This window comes from Leptolyngbya sp. BC1307 (assembly GCF_002286735.1).
In the GTDB taxonomy this organism is placed as follows: Bacteria; Cyanobacteriota; Cyanobacteriia; order Phormidesmidales; family Phormidesmidaceae; genus Phormidesmis.
Genome location: NZ_NRTA01000069.1, coordinates 1 through 14,609 on the forward strand (window position 1 = coordinate 1; position 14,609 = coordinate 14,609).

Genomic DNA, 14,609 nt, shown 5'->3' on the forward strand with positions numbered 1-14,609 from the left:
TCACGGCTTGACACCGAGATGGTTGAAGTCCCTCGGACTCTATTCAACGCCTGGTCTGACTTGCTTTGCTATGCGGCTTAACGGATAAAGTCGAGCTCAGAACCTAGACTAAAAGCCCAGCAACAAGCTCATAGATAATATACCTACCTTCGCAATGTTAAGTATGTGTATGAGATGCTTATCAGGCGCAACTGCTGCATGAGTACGGCGATCGCATTCGCTACCGATCCCTTCCCAATCTATATCTTGACTCTCTGTGAAAATGCGCCTATCTTTTTATCTATGGCTGTGATGCTGATCGCGCCTGTTCCGTCAAAGCTCAATGCTTCTTAGCGCCATCGGTAGGTGCGTCAACACCATACCGACGGCTAACCGCATAGGATTCACACGCAATCCCGGCGGCTAGGGTTAAATGTACCCCTTAGCCACCCCGATTTGCACGTCATCTTTGTGGGTAGTTGAGGGGTATTGGGTTTTGGCTTTTTTGCCAAACTCAACCGGAGACCCGATTCTGATGTTTATTCCTGATGACCAGGGCGCTTCAGCGTCCACAGGTGGTTTTGCTGAGCCGCCTGATAACCGACCCATCCCTCACGAAAATGTGCGCCACATGCTGTTTGGCAGACTCAGTGTTGTGCAAGCAACTATCAAGCAGCTACACCATCTCAACTACGCCGAGCCCAACGACTGGAGCAAACCGATCTCAACCGGCAGACCGAATGAAGTGATGGCGATTTTGACCAAGCGGGTAAATATCACCTAAAGGCTAAGCCGTGCCACCTACGCAGTGAGGGCACTTCTCACAGGTGCCCCACCTACTGCCATACCAGGCCGCTCTCTATGAATAGATTTCGTTCGCAGCGCACCATTACTTTGTATATTCAACAAGCTCATCAGTACAGCTCGTATTTCATCAGCTGGCAGAGGAGTGAGCCATTGTAGACCGGGGTGCGCGAGGCGGACTTGAGGCCGATGTTGCTGGAGAGGGCTTTGTTACCGCTAAGGACGTAGGCCGTCCAGCCTTTGAAGCGCTGCTTGAGAACATTGCCCAGCAGCTTGTAAAATGCGCCCAGGTCAGAGTCTTTGCCGAGGCGTTCGCCGTAGGGTGGGTTGCAGAGCAATATGCCGCTGTCGGTGGGGGCTGCTACGTCGGCAAGGTCTTTTTGTTGAAAGGTGATCAGATGCTCCATGCCGCATTGCTGTGCGTTGCTGTGGGCCTGTATGAGGACGTTAGGATCGCGATCGCTTCCCCCCACAAAAGCCGCTAATTCACTTTTTTGCTGACTTTCCGCCTCAGCGATCATGCTCTCCCACAGGTCATCGTCGTAGTCGAGCCAGGTTTCAAAGCCGAAGCGCTCGCGGAAAAGACCCGGGGCGATTTGGAGCGATCGCAATCCCGCCTCTAGCGGCAGCGTGCCCGAGCCGCACAGCGGATCGAAAAAAGCCACGTTCGGCTGCCAGTCCGTCATTTGAATCAGCGCTGCTGCTAAAGATTCCTTTAGAGGAGCTGCCCCCACCGCTGGCCGGTAGCCGCGCCGATGCAGACTGTCGCCCGAGCTATCGAGGCTGAGCGTGGCCCGATCATGGCGCAAATGCAGGTTGATTCGCACATCGGGCGCTTGCGTATCAACGTCTGATCGTTCGCCAAACTGCTCAGTTTGCTGGCTGACAATGGCGTTTTTTACCTGCAAGGCAGTGAAATGTGTGTGGTTTAGCGCCTCTGTTTTGCCGGTTGCCGTCACGGCCAGCGTGTTGTCAGGCCGCAGGTATTCGCTCCAGTCAATGCGCTGTATGCCTGCAAACAGGTCACTCTCGTCTTCACAGTCAAATTCGTCAAGCTGTCGCAGAATTCTAAAGGGGAGTCTGGCCCACAGGTTGACCTTGTAGAGGAGGGTGCGATCGCCCTTAAAAGCCGCCCCACAAAAACCCGGCTCCACGTCCTTCGCGCCTAGCTGTTCTAGCTCCTGCACGACTAGCGGCTCTAGGCCTCTAGCCACCGTTGCAAAGTACTGATTCATCGCCGAGTCCTGTTCATTTCGTCTGTTTATGATTCTGACGTGTCAGCCGCTAACCAATCTAACAGCAGCGCTGTCACTGTCCCTGGCTGCTCCAAATGAGGCAGCACACCAGTCTCTGATACTACCTGAAATCGCTGCACCGCTTCTGGGTTCAGGCTGGCTAACTGGCGACCGAGGGAGACGGGCGTAAACTGAGCCTGCTCGCCCCAGATCATGGCCGTTGGCACCGTCAGCTGAGCTAGATAAGGAGCCAGGTCAAAATACAAATCGCCCCTCAAAAAAGAGAGCGCGGCGTATTCGGCGTTGGGCTGTTGGGCAGAGGCGAGGTAAGCAGAGACGGTTTCGGGAGAGAGGCGATCGCGCTTGGCAAACAAAAAGTTCTCTAAAAAGTTGCGAACCGCTATCTCGTTATTTGCGCCCAGGGCATAGACAATCTGATCTAAAAAAGGAAAATTGATCAGCGGCTCAGGCAGTCGCCGCCCCGCGCCCTTACCAAGGTCTCTAAACCCAGCTGGGCAAGCTAAAAACAAACGCTGAAACAAATCAGGCCGATCAGCCGCTAGCCGCGCGACTAACCCGCCTGTAAAAGAGCTAGCGACGGCAATAATCGGATCGGTAGCTATTCGTTGAATAAAGTCTTCAATATTGTGTAGGTAATCTTGCAGCGTATAGCGCCGGGCAGGATGATCCGATGCGCCCCAGCCGATCAAATCAGGCGCAACCACGCGGTAGCCAGCCGTCAAAACAGCATAGACCTTTGACCATTCGTAAGCCGAAGCACCGCCACCGAAGTTGTGGAAGAAGATAACGGTGGGTTGAGAGGTGTCTGTCGATGATTTTGCAAGCGTCCTGATCGGCGTATAGTACGCGACCCGGCCCAGGCGAGTCAACGCTGATTTTTGTTCAAATCCTGGTGGCTGAAACTTGAGCATGACCCAGGCCGGATGAAAAGTACAGCTTTATTGTAGCGAGTCGCCCAATGCGAAGCTTGCCGCCCAATCCGCTTGAGTACTCGCTGAATGCGGTTTGGCTGGGGAATGTCTATCAATTTTTGTTTGTTCGCGCGCTGGGGCTGGGAATAATCGGATGTTCCTATCGGTTTGGGTGTCGCATTGCCAGACGGGTCTCAAGTCCATCACTTTGCATGTGTACGAAGCGTATGACTATCAAAATGTATCAAAGCGCCCTGGCTATAACAGCCTTGGCCATGTCTCTCTTACTTGCTGAAACTGCGGCTCAGGCTAGTTTACAGCCCGGTTCTGAGCAGCTAGCCGGACTCGAAGTTGTGAGCACTGGGCTCAGCATGAGCCAAACAGATTTAGAGCCTACCGTACCTGCTGAGGCGATCGCAGACATAGACCACACTTCGGCTGGAGAGTTCAGCGATTCTACCGGTGAATTGCTAAAGCAGACGGAAGACAGGGTGGCTCAAGATTTTACGCCGCCGGTTAGCGATACGTTCTCGCCGCTGAGCGACGAAGAAATTCGCCAGCAGCTGCTGATTAATCCTAATGCTGTTCTCGATGATCGGCCTCAGCCGGTGCCCTCTTCCAGCTTTTTGACGCCTTCTGCCTATGGTGCTGACTGGGGCGACGTATTTGTCGGTGCATCGCTGGCGACGGACGGTAATCGCAGTAAGTTTGATGGCTCTGCCAGCGTCGGTTTTGGGGTGGGGGATGCGGTCAATAGCGTCGGTTTGGAAGTCAGCGCTGGCATTATTAGCTTGGATGGATTCGCCGATGATGGCATTGTCGGCTTCAAGCTACACCGCACATTTCCTGCTGCCAACAATCTGGCGATCGCCGTCGGCTGGTCTAATGCCCTCAAGTGGGGCGCTGCTAATCGCGCTGACGATACGTTTTACGGCGTAGCTACTAGCCGGTTTGATCTGCGACGCGGGCAGCCTAACCCTATGCCGCTGACGGTTTCGCTGGGAGCGGGCACGGGCGCGTTTCGCTCGACAGGGGCGATCGCTGCTAAAAACAACGCGCCTAACGTGTTTGGCAGTGTTAGCCTGCGGGTGCAGCCAGAAGTGTCAACGACTGCTAGCTGGACAGGCAGCGGACTGGGCCTGGCAACTTCCCTTGCGCCCTTTGAGGTGCCTTTAATTTTTACCGTGGGTCTTTCTGATGTGACAGGCAACACGGCAGAAGGTATTCGACTGATTGGGTCTGTAGGCTATGGCTACAGCTTCTAAGCGTTCTTTAGAAAGTGATTGCAAAAGAGGTTTTTATGCGAACTCGCCCGTTAACTCTGTCTGTAGAAGAGAAGAAGCCGCGACGGTTTTCTCAGGAAAAGGCTCTACCCCTGCTAGTCAAAGTCCCTTTGCTGGCGCTGCTCTGCTTTTCTACCGTAGAGCTGGCGCTGCCCAGGCTAGCTCAAGCCGGTACTACACCGGTCACCTTGCCAGATTCGAGCGTTACCGGTGTGAGCGATACGCTGCTGCCGACGATGACGCCTGCAAACCAGTTGATCGCCGCTCAGATTAGCCAGGGAATAGCGGCTGCCTTACAAACGCTGCAAACGGACAGCTCAGTCCCTTCGGTAGGCGACACGACGCTACTACTTTCCCCAGAGATTGTGGCGGCGATTGCGGCAGCTTCTGCTAGCAGCACCAACAGCGATATCACGGCTCTAGAGCAACTGTTGTCAGAGGAGGTAGGGGCAGCGATTGATGTCTCTGTCTTGGCAACCTCTCCTGAGAACCTGAGAGCGGCGATAGAAGCGATCAACGAGCTGGTAATCGGGCTAAGCAGTGAAGAGTTAGCGGCTGCTATCAACTCGCCTACGTTTATGTCGGTGCTGCACCTATTGAAGGGGGCTAACGAGGCCATCGACGATGAAGCGGTTGCATCGGCAAGGGGCACTTTGCTTGGCATTCTCCAGCTCAGTCTGGAATAGGTTCATTTAGAAAGAGATTCCTATACGCAGAGAACGGGCCATCATTATTTAACAGTGGCCCGTTCTCTAGTTGCCTGTCTATCTGTCCTACTTTTGCTCGGACTCTTCTACCGGAATGCCCACTTCTCTCACCTCTATCAGGGGGTAGCATGGAATTGACTTAGGCCCACAAACACCGGAAATCCCTCCTCGCGCTTTCACAACCTGCCCGACATAGCTATTGAGCGGTTCCCCAGTTAGATAAATCCGGCCGATCCCCGCGCTCTCGATAAAGTAGCCCATTGGCGCTGGCATCGGCCCGTCGTTTGGCTGATAGTCGTATCTGGCTTGAACTGTCCCTTCTACCGTAACCTCCGGCGCGATAGTTGCCCGGTATAGCCGATGTAGCTGCCAGATGATCAAAGTTGTGACTGCTGAGCCTAAGAGAAAAGAGACAGTTGCCACTGACCAAAGCGTGAGCTGTGAACGCTCCCTCGGCTGGCGAGAGACCTTTGCAGAAGCCGCCATAGTTAAATCCCTGTAGTTAAATCTTGTGAGTGTGCTGATAGACAGTTGTGGAATGACCCAGTTTTTATGGTTGCTATGATATAGCCCGAATTTACGCAGTGTCTATCGCTATATGCTGTGCAAACGTAAAGCGCCAGACGGTGCCGCCCGATGGGAAAGCGCTACTTAGCAATGAGGGTATGATACACCGCCCAAATTGCCATCGGTCTGAGGTAGTGGCAGGCCCGAAAGGTACCAACGGCAGTGATGGCTTCTGGGGTGCGAAACTGTAGCCCGTGCTGATAGATCTGCTGAACGACGGCTTGGGTGACTGCCATCGACTCTGCTTTCTTACCGGCATGGGCGAAAAAGGCCGCTAAGCCAAAATTGATGCCCGTCCAGACCTCTAGCTGGTGGGTGTCGTCCGGATTCTGGGGGGAGCCATCAGGCCGCACGCCATTGGCGCAGCCGATTTTTACGCCCAGTTCAGCCGCGCTGAAGTAGCCGGTTTGTGCGCCTTCAAACTTTTGATTTTGCGGGCCAAGCTGAGCAGCGTACTCATTAAATTTGATAAAGCAGGCGTTGTAAATGACAGATAGCGTGGACTCGACGTACTCAGGATCGACCACATCGGGCAGATCCATTGTTGACGCGCAAAACTGGCCGCAGAGCTGGTCTGCCATCACCACGTCAGAGCCGCTGCCGGTATCTAGGTGGTAGTAGCTGCCGTTCCAGAGCTGTTTTTGGTAGGCGGCGCGGCCATGCTGCCACCAGCGGCGATATTGGGTGAGCAAAATGACGACGTTGCCGGGGGCACGCTGGTGCTGTTGAAGGGTTTCACCGATGGCGATCGCCGCACTCAGAGCCGCAATCCATAAGCCCCCACAGTAGGCGCTAATCCCCTTCAGCCGCCAGTCATCAAAGGTCTGATCCGGTGCGCCGCTGTTCTCTATGAGGCCGTCTCCATCGGTATCAAACTGCTTGCTGTAGGCCAGCGTTTCGACGACTGCAGGCCAGCACTCTGCGAGGAAATCGATATCAGTACTACCCGTGCTGTGAAAAGCGCGGTACACCTGCAAGACAAAATCGCTAGAGAGATCTTTCCACTGGTTGCAGTCCTGATAGCTGGTGTAGTTGGTGGCGAGCCACGGATTTTCATTGGGTGCGCCCAGGTCGTGCGGCGTCGCGCCTTTGAGCTTGCGCGGGGCCATGTGGTCTTTTTCGCCGATGGTATAGTAGTAGCCGATAATGCGCGGCTTGGGGTCAGCGGTCGGGATGGCACGGGCAAAGGCGCGAATAACTGATTTTTCGAGTTCGGGCCACAGCAGCAGGGTAGCAAAGCCGCCATAGAGCCGCACGTCTAAGCTTTCGTACCAGCGGTAGTCCAAGCACTCCAACACGCCAAACTGACCAACCGGATCGGCCTCGCTCGCTGCTGACCACAGGGTGCCACCGCTGGCCAAGTCATATAGCTCGTTAAACAGGGCCATTTTGAACCACTGCGGCAGATCTTGATCGAGGATGGGCTGCTGCCAGGTTTGGATCTGCTCTTGCCAGGTTTTGTAGTTTTCGAGGGCGGTGGTGGCGATCGCCCAAGCATTCCTGCCGTCCCGACCAAAAAAGTCTGTATAGCGGCGATAAGCACTTTTCCCAGCGGCAAATTCTGTTACCGGCAGATCCCAGCTCAGCGCGAAGGGGATTTGTTGGGTTTCGCCGGGGGAGAGGGTGAAGCGGAGAGCGATCGCGCCGCCAATCTGTTGCTCTGCGCTGATACCCGCATCTTCAAGATTAGTCAATCGACCGCTTGCCGCAAAGCTATCCCACAGATCATGCCCGTCGCCATCGGGATCCCAGTGCGTGTTGTAGGTCGCTTCTGCCTGCGGATGGTAGGCTGCCACCGCAAATTGTCCGTCGCCTTCCTCAGGATCGCCAGCCCACTCCCCATCCATCACAAAGCCTGCTGCGGTTTCTCTTTCGCAAACCAGTTTGTTGTAGTTGCCCAAACTCTTTCTCAGCCGAGGCACATACTCATAAAAGGGGCTGCCATCTTCTCGCTGCTGAATCTCGGGAGATTTGTTGTGATTGGTAAACCAGCCCACCATATTTTGCCAGCTCAGCATAATGCTCAGTGTCAGCGGCTGGTCGGTTGGGTTATGCGCGCTCCAAACAAAGGTCGCGACCGGGTAGCTGCTCTCCTGGTAGTTATCGGCCCAGATCGGCGTAAGTTGCTCGCAGGTCAAATTCGCCCGAAAAACATTCTCATAGGCGTACCAGCTACGCGGATACAGGGCGTGATAGGTGCCCGAATTCTCAGCGGGGTACCACTCCCAGCTAGAGAGTTTGTCCGCTGGGCGGTCGGTAGACATGGCATAGGCTTGGGTCTCGCCGTTTGCCTGTTCGAAGACACTAAACTGACAGCCCGGAAACGAGTCAAAAATATGTTCGCCGCCATCGAGATGCCACAGGTTAAATGAGCCATTGGGCGATCGCCCAATACAGCCCGCCCCAAAGCCGCCCAGAGGCGCACCGTGCTCCGGCCCATCGTCCAGATTGCTGGCATAGCGCACAATGTAAGGTGTCTCCCACACTTGCCCAATCGGCCACTGCCAGGAACAGTCTGGGATATTAGGCTTTGCACTTATCGGCTGGCTCATCAATGGGATTCCGCACGCTGGGACACCCCGGATTATCCTACGCTTTGTCAATTGAGCCAACCTAGATAACCGTCATTACAATAGCGCTATACCCTGATGGGTACCCTTTGTAGGCATTGAGCTTCTGGGTCGGGCTCTAAGCCTAAGTCCTCCAGTGGAACTCGTCCCAGCAGCGGCCTCTGTCCAATCGGTAGTTCTATGCACCGATAAATGCCGTCAATCCCCCCGTCCACATCAAATCTCACCCCTTCGTAGACGTTAAAGGTCTGAATCCCTTTCACCGTCCGACCACTCATTCTTCCTACCCGCTTCAAACCTAGCTGTTGAATTACATCTGCTGGCAAGCAAAAATGTGTGGTGCTGGTGCTCACAACGGCATCAACGACGCAACTACGAACTTCCTCCAATGAGATAAAGCCGTGCTCCCCCAAAATTGCATCAGTTGAGTTTATAAGGATCAGCGTTAAGACAATCTCGTCTTTTGCGGTGCTGCTGGTTGCTATATCACTCATAGATTTTGCCTTGCAGTGGTCAGCTCCAACGGTAGCAAAACACTCGGTCGCAATTATTTAGATCGTCTAACATATAGATTCTAAAGGTTAAGAATTCTATCGTCCTCGCCTGCCCCGCCGCTCATGAAAAAGTTTGACATTCAAGCCCCGTTTGAACCCGCAGGCGATCAGCCGAAAGCCATCAAGCAGCTCGTCGCCAATCTGAAAAAAGGTCAGCGGTATCAAACCCTTCTGGGCGCGACGGGTACTGGCAAAACGCACACCATCGCCCGCACGATTGACGCGGTGGGTAAGCCCGCCCTGATTCTGGCGCATAACAAAACGCTGGCGGCGCAGCTCTGCAACGAACTACGCGAATTCTTTCCCGATAATTCGGTGGAGTATTTCATCAGCTATTACGACTACTACCAGCCAGAAGCCTATATTCCCGTCACCGATACCTACATCCAGAAGACGGCTTCGATTAACGACGAAATTGACATGCTACGGCACTCGGCCACGCGATCGCTCTTTGAACGCAAAGACGTGATTGTGGTCGCTTCCATTAGCTGCATTTACGGCCTGGGCATCCCGTCAGAATATCTCAATGCCTCTATTCCTTTGCGAGTCGGCGCAGAAACTAACCAGCGACAGATACTGCGCGATCTGGCATCGATTCAATACACCCGCAATGACATCGAGATGGCGCGCGGTCGCTTTCGGGTAAAAGGCGACGTGCTAGAGATTGGCCCCGCTTACGAAGATCGGATAATTCGGATTGAATTTTTCGGCGACGAAATTGACGCCATTCGCTACATCGATCCGGTGACGGGGGCGACGCTGCAAAGCATGGACGCGCTGAATATTTACCCCGCTCGCCACTTTGTCACCCCAGACGACAAGCTAGAAGCCGCCTGTCAGGGCATTCGCGCTGAGCTAAGAGATCAGCTAGAACTGCTCGAAAGTCAGGGCAAACTGCTAGAAGCTCAGCGGCTAGAGCAGCGCACTCGCTATGACCTGGAAATGCTTGAAGAAGTCGGCTACTGCAATGGTGTAGAAAACTACTCGCGACACTTGGCGGGTCGGTTGCCCGGGGCTTCTCCCGAGTGCCTGCTGGACTACTTTCCGCTGGATGATTGGCTGATTGCGATCGATGAGTCGCACGTGACGGTGCCGCAAATTCGGGCCATGTACAACGGTGACCAGGCGCGTAAGAAGGTGCTGATCGACCACGGCTTTCGCCTGCCTAGTGCGGCTGACAACCGCCCGCTCAAGGCGGAAGAGTTTTGGGAGAAGGTGAATCAGTGTATCTTCGTGTCGGCGACCCCGGGTGAGTGGGAAGTAGAGCAGTCTGAAGGGCATGTGGTGGAGCAAATTATCCGACCAACCGGTGTGCTAGACCCGGTGATCATGGTACGACCGACGGACGGGCAGGTGGATGATTTGTTAGGAGAGATCCGCGATCGCGCTGCCAAAAACGAGCGCACCCTGGTCACCACTCTCACCAAGCGCATGGCCGAAGATCTCACAGATTATTTCCATGAGCATGGGGTGAGAGTCCGCTACCTGCACTCAGAGATTCACTCGATTGAGCGCATTGAGATTATTCAAGACTTGCGAGAAGGCGTATTTGACGTTCTCATCGGCGTCAACCTGTTGCGAGAAGGGCTCGACCTGCCGGAAGTCTCTTTGGTGGCAATTCTCGATGCGGATAAAGAGGGCTTTTTGCGGGCCCAGCGATCGCTCATTCAAACCATCGGTCGCGCCGCCCGTCACATTGAGGGCAAAGCCATTCTCTATGGCGACAACATGACCCAGAGCATGGAGAAAGCCATCAGCGAAACCGAGCGCCGCCGGGCGGTTCAAGAAGCCTATAACAAAGAGCACGGAATTACGCCTACCGCGATTATCCGCCGCAACAGCAACTCGATTCTCTCTTTTCTGGATATGTCGCGCCGCTTGAATGCGGAGGAGCTAGAGAAAGCTTACGACCACAGCGATGAGCTGCCATTAGAAGACATTCCGATGCTGATCGGTCAGTTAGAAACCAAGATGAAAGAAGCCGCGAAGGAGCTGAAGTTTGAAGAGGCGAGTGAGTTTCGAGATCGGATTAGGCATTTGCGCGATCGCCTCCTCGGTAAACATAGAGCCCCTTTCAGACAAGCTCAAGACGCTGATAGAGTCGCTAGTGAGTAGCAAACTCCGTGAATCTATTGCACGTAGGTTTCTTCTATCTGGGCTGCATTGAGTAGCTAGAAGTGACCAAATGTAACTAAAGCTTAAAGAGCGCTAGTCTCTCACCGCAGGAATGATTATACTGAAATTTTCCATCTAGTCTGCCACGCGGGGCAATTAGGTAGACGAATTTCTGCATAATGTATACCTGTGAGGTAATTAGGCAGAAATATTTCTACCCAATCCACTGTGTAGGGTGGTTAGGTGGAATCTTTCCCTCTAATTATAAGTTGGGCAAAGAAATTGAAAAGATTCTCAAAAACCTCACTGTTGTGTAACTTATAGAGACTACTAATGAATCAGCAGCACAGCACGGAGAGACAACGAGCACCCAGAAACAGGACTTTGACCTGCACCAAGGAGGAAATCGAATCCTTTGCCCCACAGCTTATTGAAGAACCTGTATCGCTTTCAGTGCAGGAGATTGAGGGGAGAGTCATCCACGGGGACACCTTTGCGGTATTACCCACCCTGCCATCAGGCTTCGTTGATCTGCTTGTCATAGACCCTCCATACAACCTATCCAAGAATTACAATGGACACCTTTTCAAAGAGAAAGAAAAGGGAGATTATTCAAAATGGTTTGGATCGCTCGTTCTGAAAGCGAAAGCGATATTAAAGCCCGATGCAACGGTCTACATTTGCTCAGACTGGAAAACATCCGTTTTAATTGCCCCACTTCTTGAGAAATATTTTTATGTCCACAATCGGATCACCTGGGAGCGTGAAAAGGGTCGTGGAGCTAAGTCTAATTGGAAAAATAATACCGAGGACATTTGGTTCTGTTCCAACGCGAAGGACTACTATTTTGACGTAGATGCCGTTAAGCTGAAGAGAAAAGTTATAGCTCCCTATCGTGTTAACGGGAAGCCCAAAGACTGGGATGAAGAGGAAGGCGGCAACTATCGCCTCACACATCCATCAAATATATGGTCAGATATCTCAATTCCGTTTTGGTCTATGCCCGAAAATACTGACCATCCCACACAGAAGCCAGAAAAGCTGATTGCGAAGCTTATCCTCGCTAGCACTAAGGAAGGGGACTTTGTCTTCGACCCGTTTTTGGGAAGTGGCACTACTGCTGTAGTTGCCAAGAAACTTCATCGCAGGTTCTCGGGGATTGAACAAAATCTCGAGTATTGTTGCTGGGCGTTGAAGCGTCTTAGGTTAGCTGACTCTGATCATGAGGTACAAGGATACGCTGATGGCGTGTTTTGGGAGCGCAATAGCCTGAGTGATCAACCAAAACAAAAGGCACCTACTGGTTCGGTGGAGAACCTCTCACTCTTTGACGTATGAATAACACCTTAACAGAATTAGCTTCATTTATTGCAACGCACGACGGGATCAACGATAAAGCAAATCTATCCGGGTTGGCTCTTGCGAGATTTCAACTCATCAAAGATCGTTCCGTGTATTATAACGATGATTTCGCCATCCGCTTCAGTTCAGCAAACACAACAAGCTTTTCAAATACTGTCTTATCCCTTTCCAATTTGCGGAAGTACGATCATCGACCTTTTGTTGTTTGCCTGGTCACACCAAAGAAAAACTGTCTTTTTTTAGCGAATAGCACCTTCCTTAAGAAAATTAGCCACAGTTCGCAGGAACTGAGGGCAAACAACATTCGAGGAAGTTTCAATGGCTCAGATATTCTTCGTAGATTTGAAGGTATTGAGAATTCTGCCTGTAACTTCGAACGGCTGTTCGCTATCCATGAACCAATCGGTTTTGAAGGCAATCTTGAACGTCTAGTTGAAGCCACAAACAATATTTCTCCGACCGGGCGAAAGTTTGATGTGACTGATGATGTCCGTAACATTATTTTAGAGTCCCCGGATCGCGCAAAAACGTTCATTGAATCAAGGGATGGCAGGGTGCTAAAGTCTGAGCTAGATGCTCTTGTATCAAAATATAAGAATGAGATCCTATTGGCTGCTTTGATTGAAAACGTCAATGTGCGGGGCAGAATTATTGAGTATTTGATTGCTGGTGAAAACGAGAGATTGCGGCAGGAGATTATTGTTGCATTGGGAGAGAATAAGAAGGGTCTTCCTGAATTTAGGACTGCAAACGAGCTTGGAGATTATCACCGTGCTTTTGATCGGTTTGTCACCGAGACCGATATTAAGACGAAGATCATGGTGCTTAGCTCCAATCCGAAAGCCTACAACATTGATAAAATATTAGAGTTTCTTGCGGAAGAAAAATCGGTGTTTCTCTTCTATTTTGTAGGCGTCGATCCGACACGGATTGCTAACACTGTTCTTGTTTCGATGTTTCAAAAGGACTTGCTGAATGCAACAATCACTCTGCGGCACTGGGCAGGAAGGAACTCCGAGGCGTCACTCAGTTTGAAGGTAAAACAATTGAATCACTGATTGAGAGTCCAAAGGATCAGATAGATCTGAAGTTAGCTAAAAAATTTCTGAACAAAATAATCAACCTGTAATGTCCAACACGGTGTTGCAGCGGACGGGCGAAAGCGATTGGTGTGGATTTCGAGGTTGCCTGTCGCCGCTACACTTCACCGTTCAGATAAGCCCAAACGCGGATAGAGCCCTGGTGAATAGCGATGATCGCTTGTTGCAACGGACGACACTAAGACCATCGGCTTATCGACAGAGCAATTGGGCTTTTAAATAAGTTACGATTATTCTGTGCCGAATTTAGGAAAGTTAGTCTATGAGCCTCGTCTTGGAACGTGAGACGCCGCCCCTGCGAGAAGATGAAGTCGGAGCAATTCGCGTTGGGAATTCAAAGGTTTTGCTAGAAACTGTGATTCGAGCGTTTCAAGATGGTGCACTCCCTGAATCGATTGTGCATCGGTACTCAACGCTATCTTTGTCTGATGTCTACAACACAATTGGCTACTATTTTCGACACCGAGATACCGTGGAAGCATACCTAAATCAGAGAGAGCAGTTAGCTGACTCAGTGAGAGAGCGTTTATCCGACATTCAACCCGATTTAAGTTTGACCCGTGCTCGTCATGAGTGAGCAGGCAGAATGGAAGAGAACTGTTCTGTATTTGCCCTTGTGACCGATCTTTTTGAGAGTCCAAAGTTTGAAACGGTAAGCGAGTTCAGAGATCGGATTAAGCATTTGCGCGATCGCCTTCTCGGCAAACATAGAGCCCCCTTCAGACAAGCTCAAGACGCTGACAGAGTCGCTAGTGAGTAGCAAACTCTGTGAACTGGCGCATACTGGGCGAGTGAAAGGCCAAAACAATATCGCTGGGCGGCACCCCTAGCTCAAGGAGTTGGGTAGCGATACCGATTTCAGTCCCGTCATGCTGAATCCAAATCTTGCCGTCTTTAATATCCAAATGCAGGCTACAGCCATGAGTGCGGCGACTCCCGCGCCAGCCAGTATGCAGCAGGAGATAGTGATCGCGCTGAGTATCCAAAACGGCCTGAGTCTCAACCTCTGGCTGCGAAAGCCCACGCTCTGCCCGCTCTGACAGTAGCTGCTGAATCCAGATGCGGTACTGCTCTACAGCCATCTTCGAATCACCTCTTCGCTTTGATCATAGGTTAGTAGACGTATCTGAGTTCGTTCGATAACAGATCGGATAAATCGACGCTGAAAAAACGAGCTGTATGTTTCATCGGGCACAGCAAGATAAAGCTTCCGGGCAGGATCGACCTCTTCAAGTGCGATCTGATAATTGACTTGAGTGTTGTGCTCTCATGAGAGAAAAATCATCATATCGCGTCTGAGGTAGACTAGGCGTTAGGTTCAAAGGTTTTGAGCAGGAGGTGAAGGATGCAGTTGCCGATTGTTGCGCCAGCGCCAGTGGTGAGCAAACATGCCGCAGCGTT

General features: G+C 52.0%; 15 protein-coding genes. 8 read left to right on the plus strand and 7 right to left on the minus strand.

What is annotated here, in order from left to right:
* The first annotated feature begins 198 nt into the window (after nt 1-198).
* Both CKL79_RS24270 and CKL79_RS20460 read left to right on the plus strand, forming a co-directional pair.
* On the plus strand, nt 199-333 hold the full coding sequence (locus tag CKL79_RS24270; RefSeq protein ID WP_276301055.1) for a hypothetical protein: 135 nt from the start codon (nt 199-201) through the stop codon (nt 331-333).
* A gap of 181 nt (nt 334-514) precedes the next feature.
* Nucleotides 515-763 (plus strand): hypothetical protein, encoded by a 249-nt coding sequence (locus CKL79_RS20460; RefSeq protein ID WP_121971414.1) that lies wholly within the window; start codon nt 515-517, stop codon nt 761-763.
* 130 nt (nt 764-893) lie between these two features.
* Here the strand turns inward: CKL79_RS20460 and CKL79_RS20465 are convergent, their stop codons facing one another.
* Nucleotides 894-2,018, minus strand: coding sequence for a THUMP domain-containing protein (locus CKL79_RS20465; protein WP_121971403.1), 1,125 nt, complete (start codon nt 2,016-2,018; stop codon nt 894-896).
* Nucleotides 2,019-2,044: 26 nt separating this feature from the next.
* Complete coding sequence (locus tag CKL79_RS20470) at nt 2,045-2,950, minus strand: alpha/beta hydrolase (RefSeq protein ID WP_121971404.1); 906 nt, start codon at nt 2,948-2,950, stop codon at nt 2,045-2,047.
* A 275-nt stretch (nt 2,951-3,225) separates the two neighbouring features.
* Here CKL79_RS20470 and CKL79_RS20475 point away from each other — a divergent pair, with 275 nt between their 5' ends.
* Together CKL79_RS20475 and CKL79_RS20480 are read left to right on the plus strand one after the other, a co-directional pair.
* A complete protein-coding gene (locus CKL79_RS20475; protein WP_141242260.1) occupies nt 3,226-4,215 on the plus strand; it encodes a hypothetical protein in 990 nt (329 codons plus the stop codon).
* 35 nt (nt 4,216-4,250) lie between these two features.
* A complete protein-coding gene (locus CKL79_RS20480; protein WP_141242261.1) occupies nt 4,251-4,919 on the plus strand; it encodes a hypothetical protein in 669 nt (222 codons plus the stop codon).
* An 87-nt stretch (nt 4,920-5,006) separates the two neighbouring features.
* On the opposite strand, the gene CKL79_RS20485 is transcribed toward CKL79_RS20480, so the two are convergent.
* From CKL79_RS20485 to CKL79_RS20495, 3 genes are all read right to left on the minus strand, one after another.
* Nucleotides 5,007-5,426 carry a hypothetical protein gene (locus tag CKL79_RS20485; protein WP_121971407.1) on the minus strand — a complete coding sequence of 140 codons (420 nt, stop codon included), beginning with the start codon at nt 5,424-5,426 and terminating at the stop codon, nt 5,007-5,009.
* A 161-nt stretch (nt 5,427-5,587) separates the two neighbouring features.
* Nucleotides 5,588-8,059 (minus strand): GH116 family glycosyl hydrolase, encoded by a 2,472-nt coding sequence (locus tag CKL79_RS20490; RefSeq protein WP_121971408.1) that lies wholly within the window; start codon nt 8,057-8,059, stop codon nt 5,588-5,590.
* An 86-nt stretch (nt 8,060-8,145) separates the two neighbouring features.
* Nucleotides 8,146-8,571, minus strand: a complete 426-nt coding sequence (locus CKL79_RS20495; RefSeq protein ID WP_121971409.1) for an aspartyl protease — start codon at nt 8,569-8,571, stop codon at nt 8,146-8,148.
* A 123-nt stretch (nt 8,572-8,694) separates the two neighbouring features.
* On the opposite strand from CKL79_RS20495, the gene uvrB reads away from it, so the two are divergent.
* The 4 genes from uvrB to CKL79_RS20515 all read left to right on the plus strand — a co-directional run bounded on the left by uvrB (nt 8,695) and on the right by CKL79_RS20515 (nt 13,785).
* Nucleotides 8,695-10,746 (plus strand): excinuclease ABC subunit UvrB, encoded by a 2,052-nt coding sequence (gene uvrB / locus CKL79_RS20500; RefSeq protein WP_121971410.1) that lies wholly within the window; start codon nt 8,695-8,697, stop codon nt 10,744-10,746.
* A gap of 333 nt (nt 10,747-11,079) precedes the next feature.
* The gene (locus CKL79_RS20505) at nt 11,080-12,084 is read left to right on the plus strand and encodes a DNA methyltransferase (RefSeq protein ID WP_121971411.1); all 1,005 of its coding nucleotides are present in this window, start codon (nt 11,080-11,082) and stop codon (nt 12,082-12,084) included.
* On the plus strand, nt 12,081-13,166 hold the full coding sequence (locus tag CKL79_RS20510; RefSeq protein WP_205879165.1) for a hypothetical protein: 1,086 nt from the start codon (nt 12,081-12,083) through the stop codon (nt 13,164-13,166). Before CKL79_RS20505 ends, CKL79_RS20510 begins: the two co-directional genes overlap by 4 nt.
* A gap of 304 nt (nt 13,167-13,470) precedes the next feature.
* Nucleotides 13,471-13,785 carry a hypothetical protein gene (locus tag CKL79_RS20515; RefSeq protein WP_121971412.1) on the plus strand — a complete coding sequence of 105 codons (315 nt, stop codon included), beginning with the start codon at nt 13,471-13,473 and terminating at the stop codon, nt 13,783-13,785.
* A gap of 172 nt (nt 13,786-13,957) precedes the next feature.
* Here the strand turns inward: CKL79_RS20515 and CKL79_RS20520 are convergent, their stop codons facing one another.
* Both CKL79_RS20520 and CKL79_RS24450 read right to left on the minus strand, forming a co-directional pair.
* On the minus strand, nt 13,958-14,290 hold the full coding sequence (locus CKL79_RS20520) for a XisI protein (protein ID WP_121971413.1): 333 nt from the start codon (nt 14,288-14,290) through the stop codon (nt 13,958-13,960).
* Entirely contained in the window at nt 14,281-14,448 is a 168-nt protein-coding gene (locus CKL79_RS24450; protein WP_346427074.1) for an element excision factor XisH family protein, read from the minus strand. The genes CKL79_RS20520 and CKL79_RS24450 overlap by 10 nt, the downstream gene beginning before the upstream one ends.
* Nucleotides 14,449-14,609 lie beyond the last annotated feature (161 nt).

Coding starts and splice junctions, on each gene's coding strand:
- CKL79_RS24270 (WP_276301055.1), top strand. CDS start 199: ATGAGTACGGCGATCGCATTCGCTACCGATCCCTTCCCAATCTATATC.
- CKL79_RS20460 (WP_121971414.1), top strand. CDS start 515: ATGTTTATTCCTGATGACCAGGGCGCTTCAGCGTCCACAGGTGGTTTT.
- CKL79_RS20465 (WP_121971403.1), bottom strand. CDS start 2,018: ATGAATCAGTACTTTGCAACGGTGGCTAGAGGCCTAGAGCCGCTAGTC.
- CKL79_RS20470 (WP_121971404.1), bottom strand. CDS start 2,950: ATGCTCAAGTTTCAGCCACCAGGATTTGAACAAAAATCAGCGTTGACT.
- CKL79_RS20475 (WP_141242260.1), top strand. CDS start 3,226: ATGTCTCTCTTACTTGCTGAAACTGCGGCTCAGGCTAGTTTACAGCCC.
- CKL79_RS20480 (WP_141242261.1), top strand. CDS start 4,251: ATGCGAACTCGCCCGTTAACTCTGTCTGTAGAAGAGAAGAAGCCGCGA.
- CKL79_RS20485 (WP_121971407.1), bottom strand. CDS start 5,426: ATGGCGGCTTCTGCAAAGGTCTCTCGCCAGCCGAGGGAGCGTTCACAG.
- CKL79_RS20490 (WP_121971408.1), bottom strand. CDS start 8,059: ATGAGCCAGCCGATAAGTGCAAAGCCTAATATCCCAGACTGTTCCTGG.
- CKL79_RS20495 (WP_121971409.1), bottom strand. CDS start 8,571: ATGAGTGATATAGCAACCAGCAGCACCGCAAAAGACGAGATTGTCTTA.
- uvrB (WP_121971410.1), top strand. CDS start 8,695: ATGAAAAAGTTTGACATTCAAGCCCCGTTTGAACCCGCAGGCGATCAG.
- CKL79_RS20505 (WP_121971411.1), top strand. CDS start 11,080: ATGAATCAGCAGCACAGCACGGAGAGACAACGAGCACCCAGAAACAGG.
- CKL79_RS20510 (WP_205879165.1), top strand. CDS start 12,081: ATGAATAACACCTTAACAGAATTAGCTTCATTTATTGCAACGCACGAC.
- CKL79_RS20515 (WP_121971412.1), top strand. CDS start 13,471: ATGAGCCTCGTCTTGGAACGTGAGACGCCGCCCCTGCGAGAAGATGAA.
- CKL79_RS20520 (WP_121971413.1), bottom strand. CDS start 14,290: ATGGCTGTAGAGCAGTACCGCATCTGGATTCAGCAGCTACTGTCAGAG.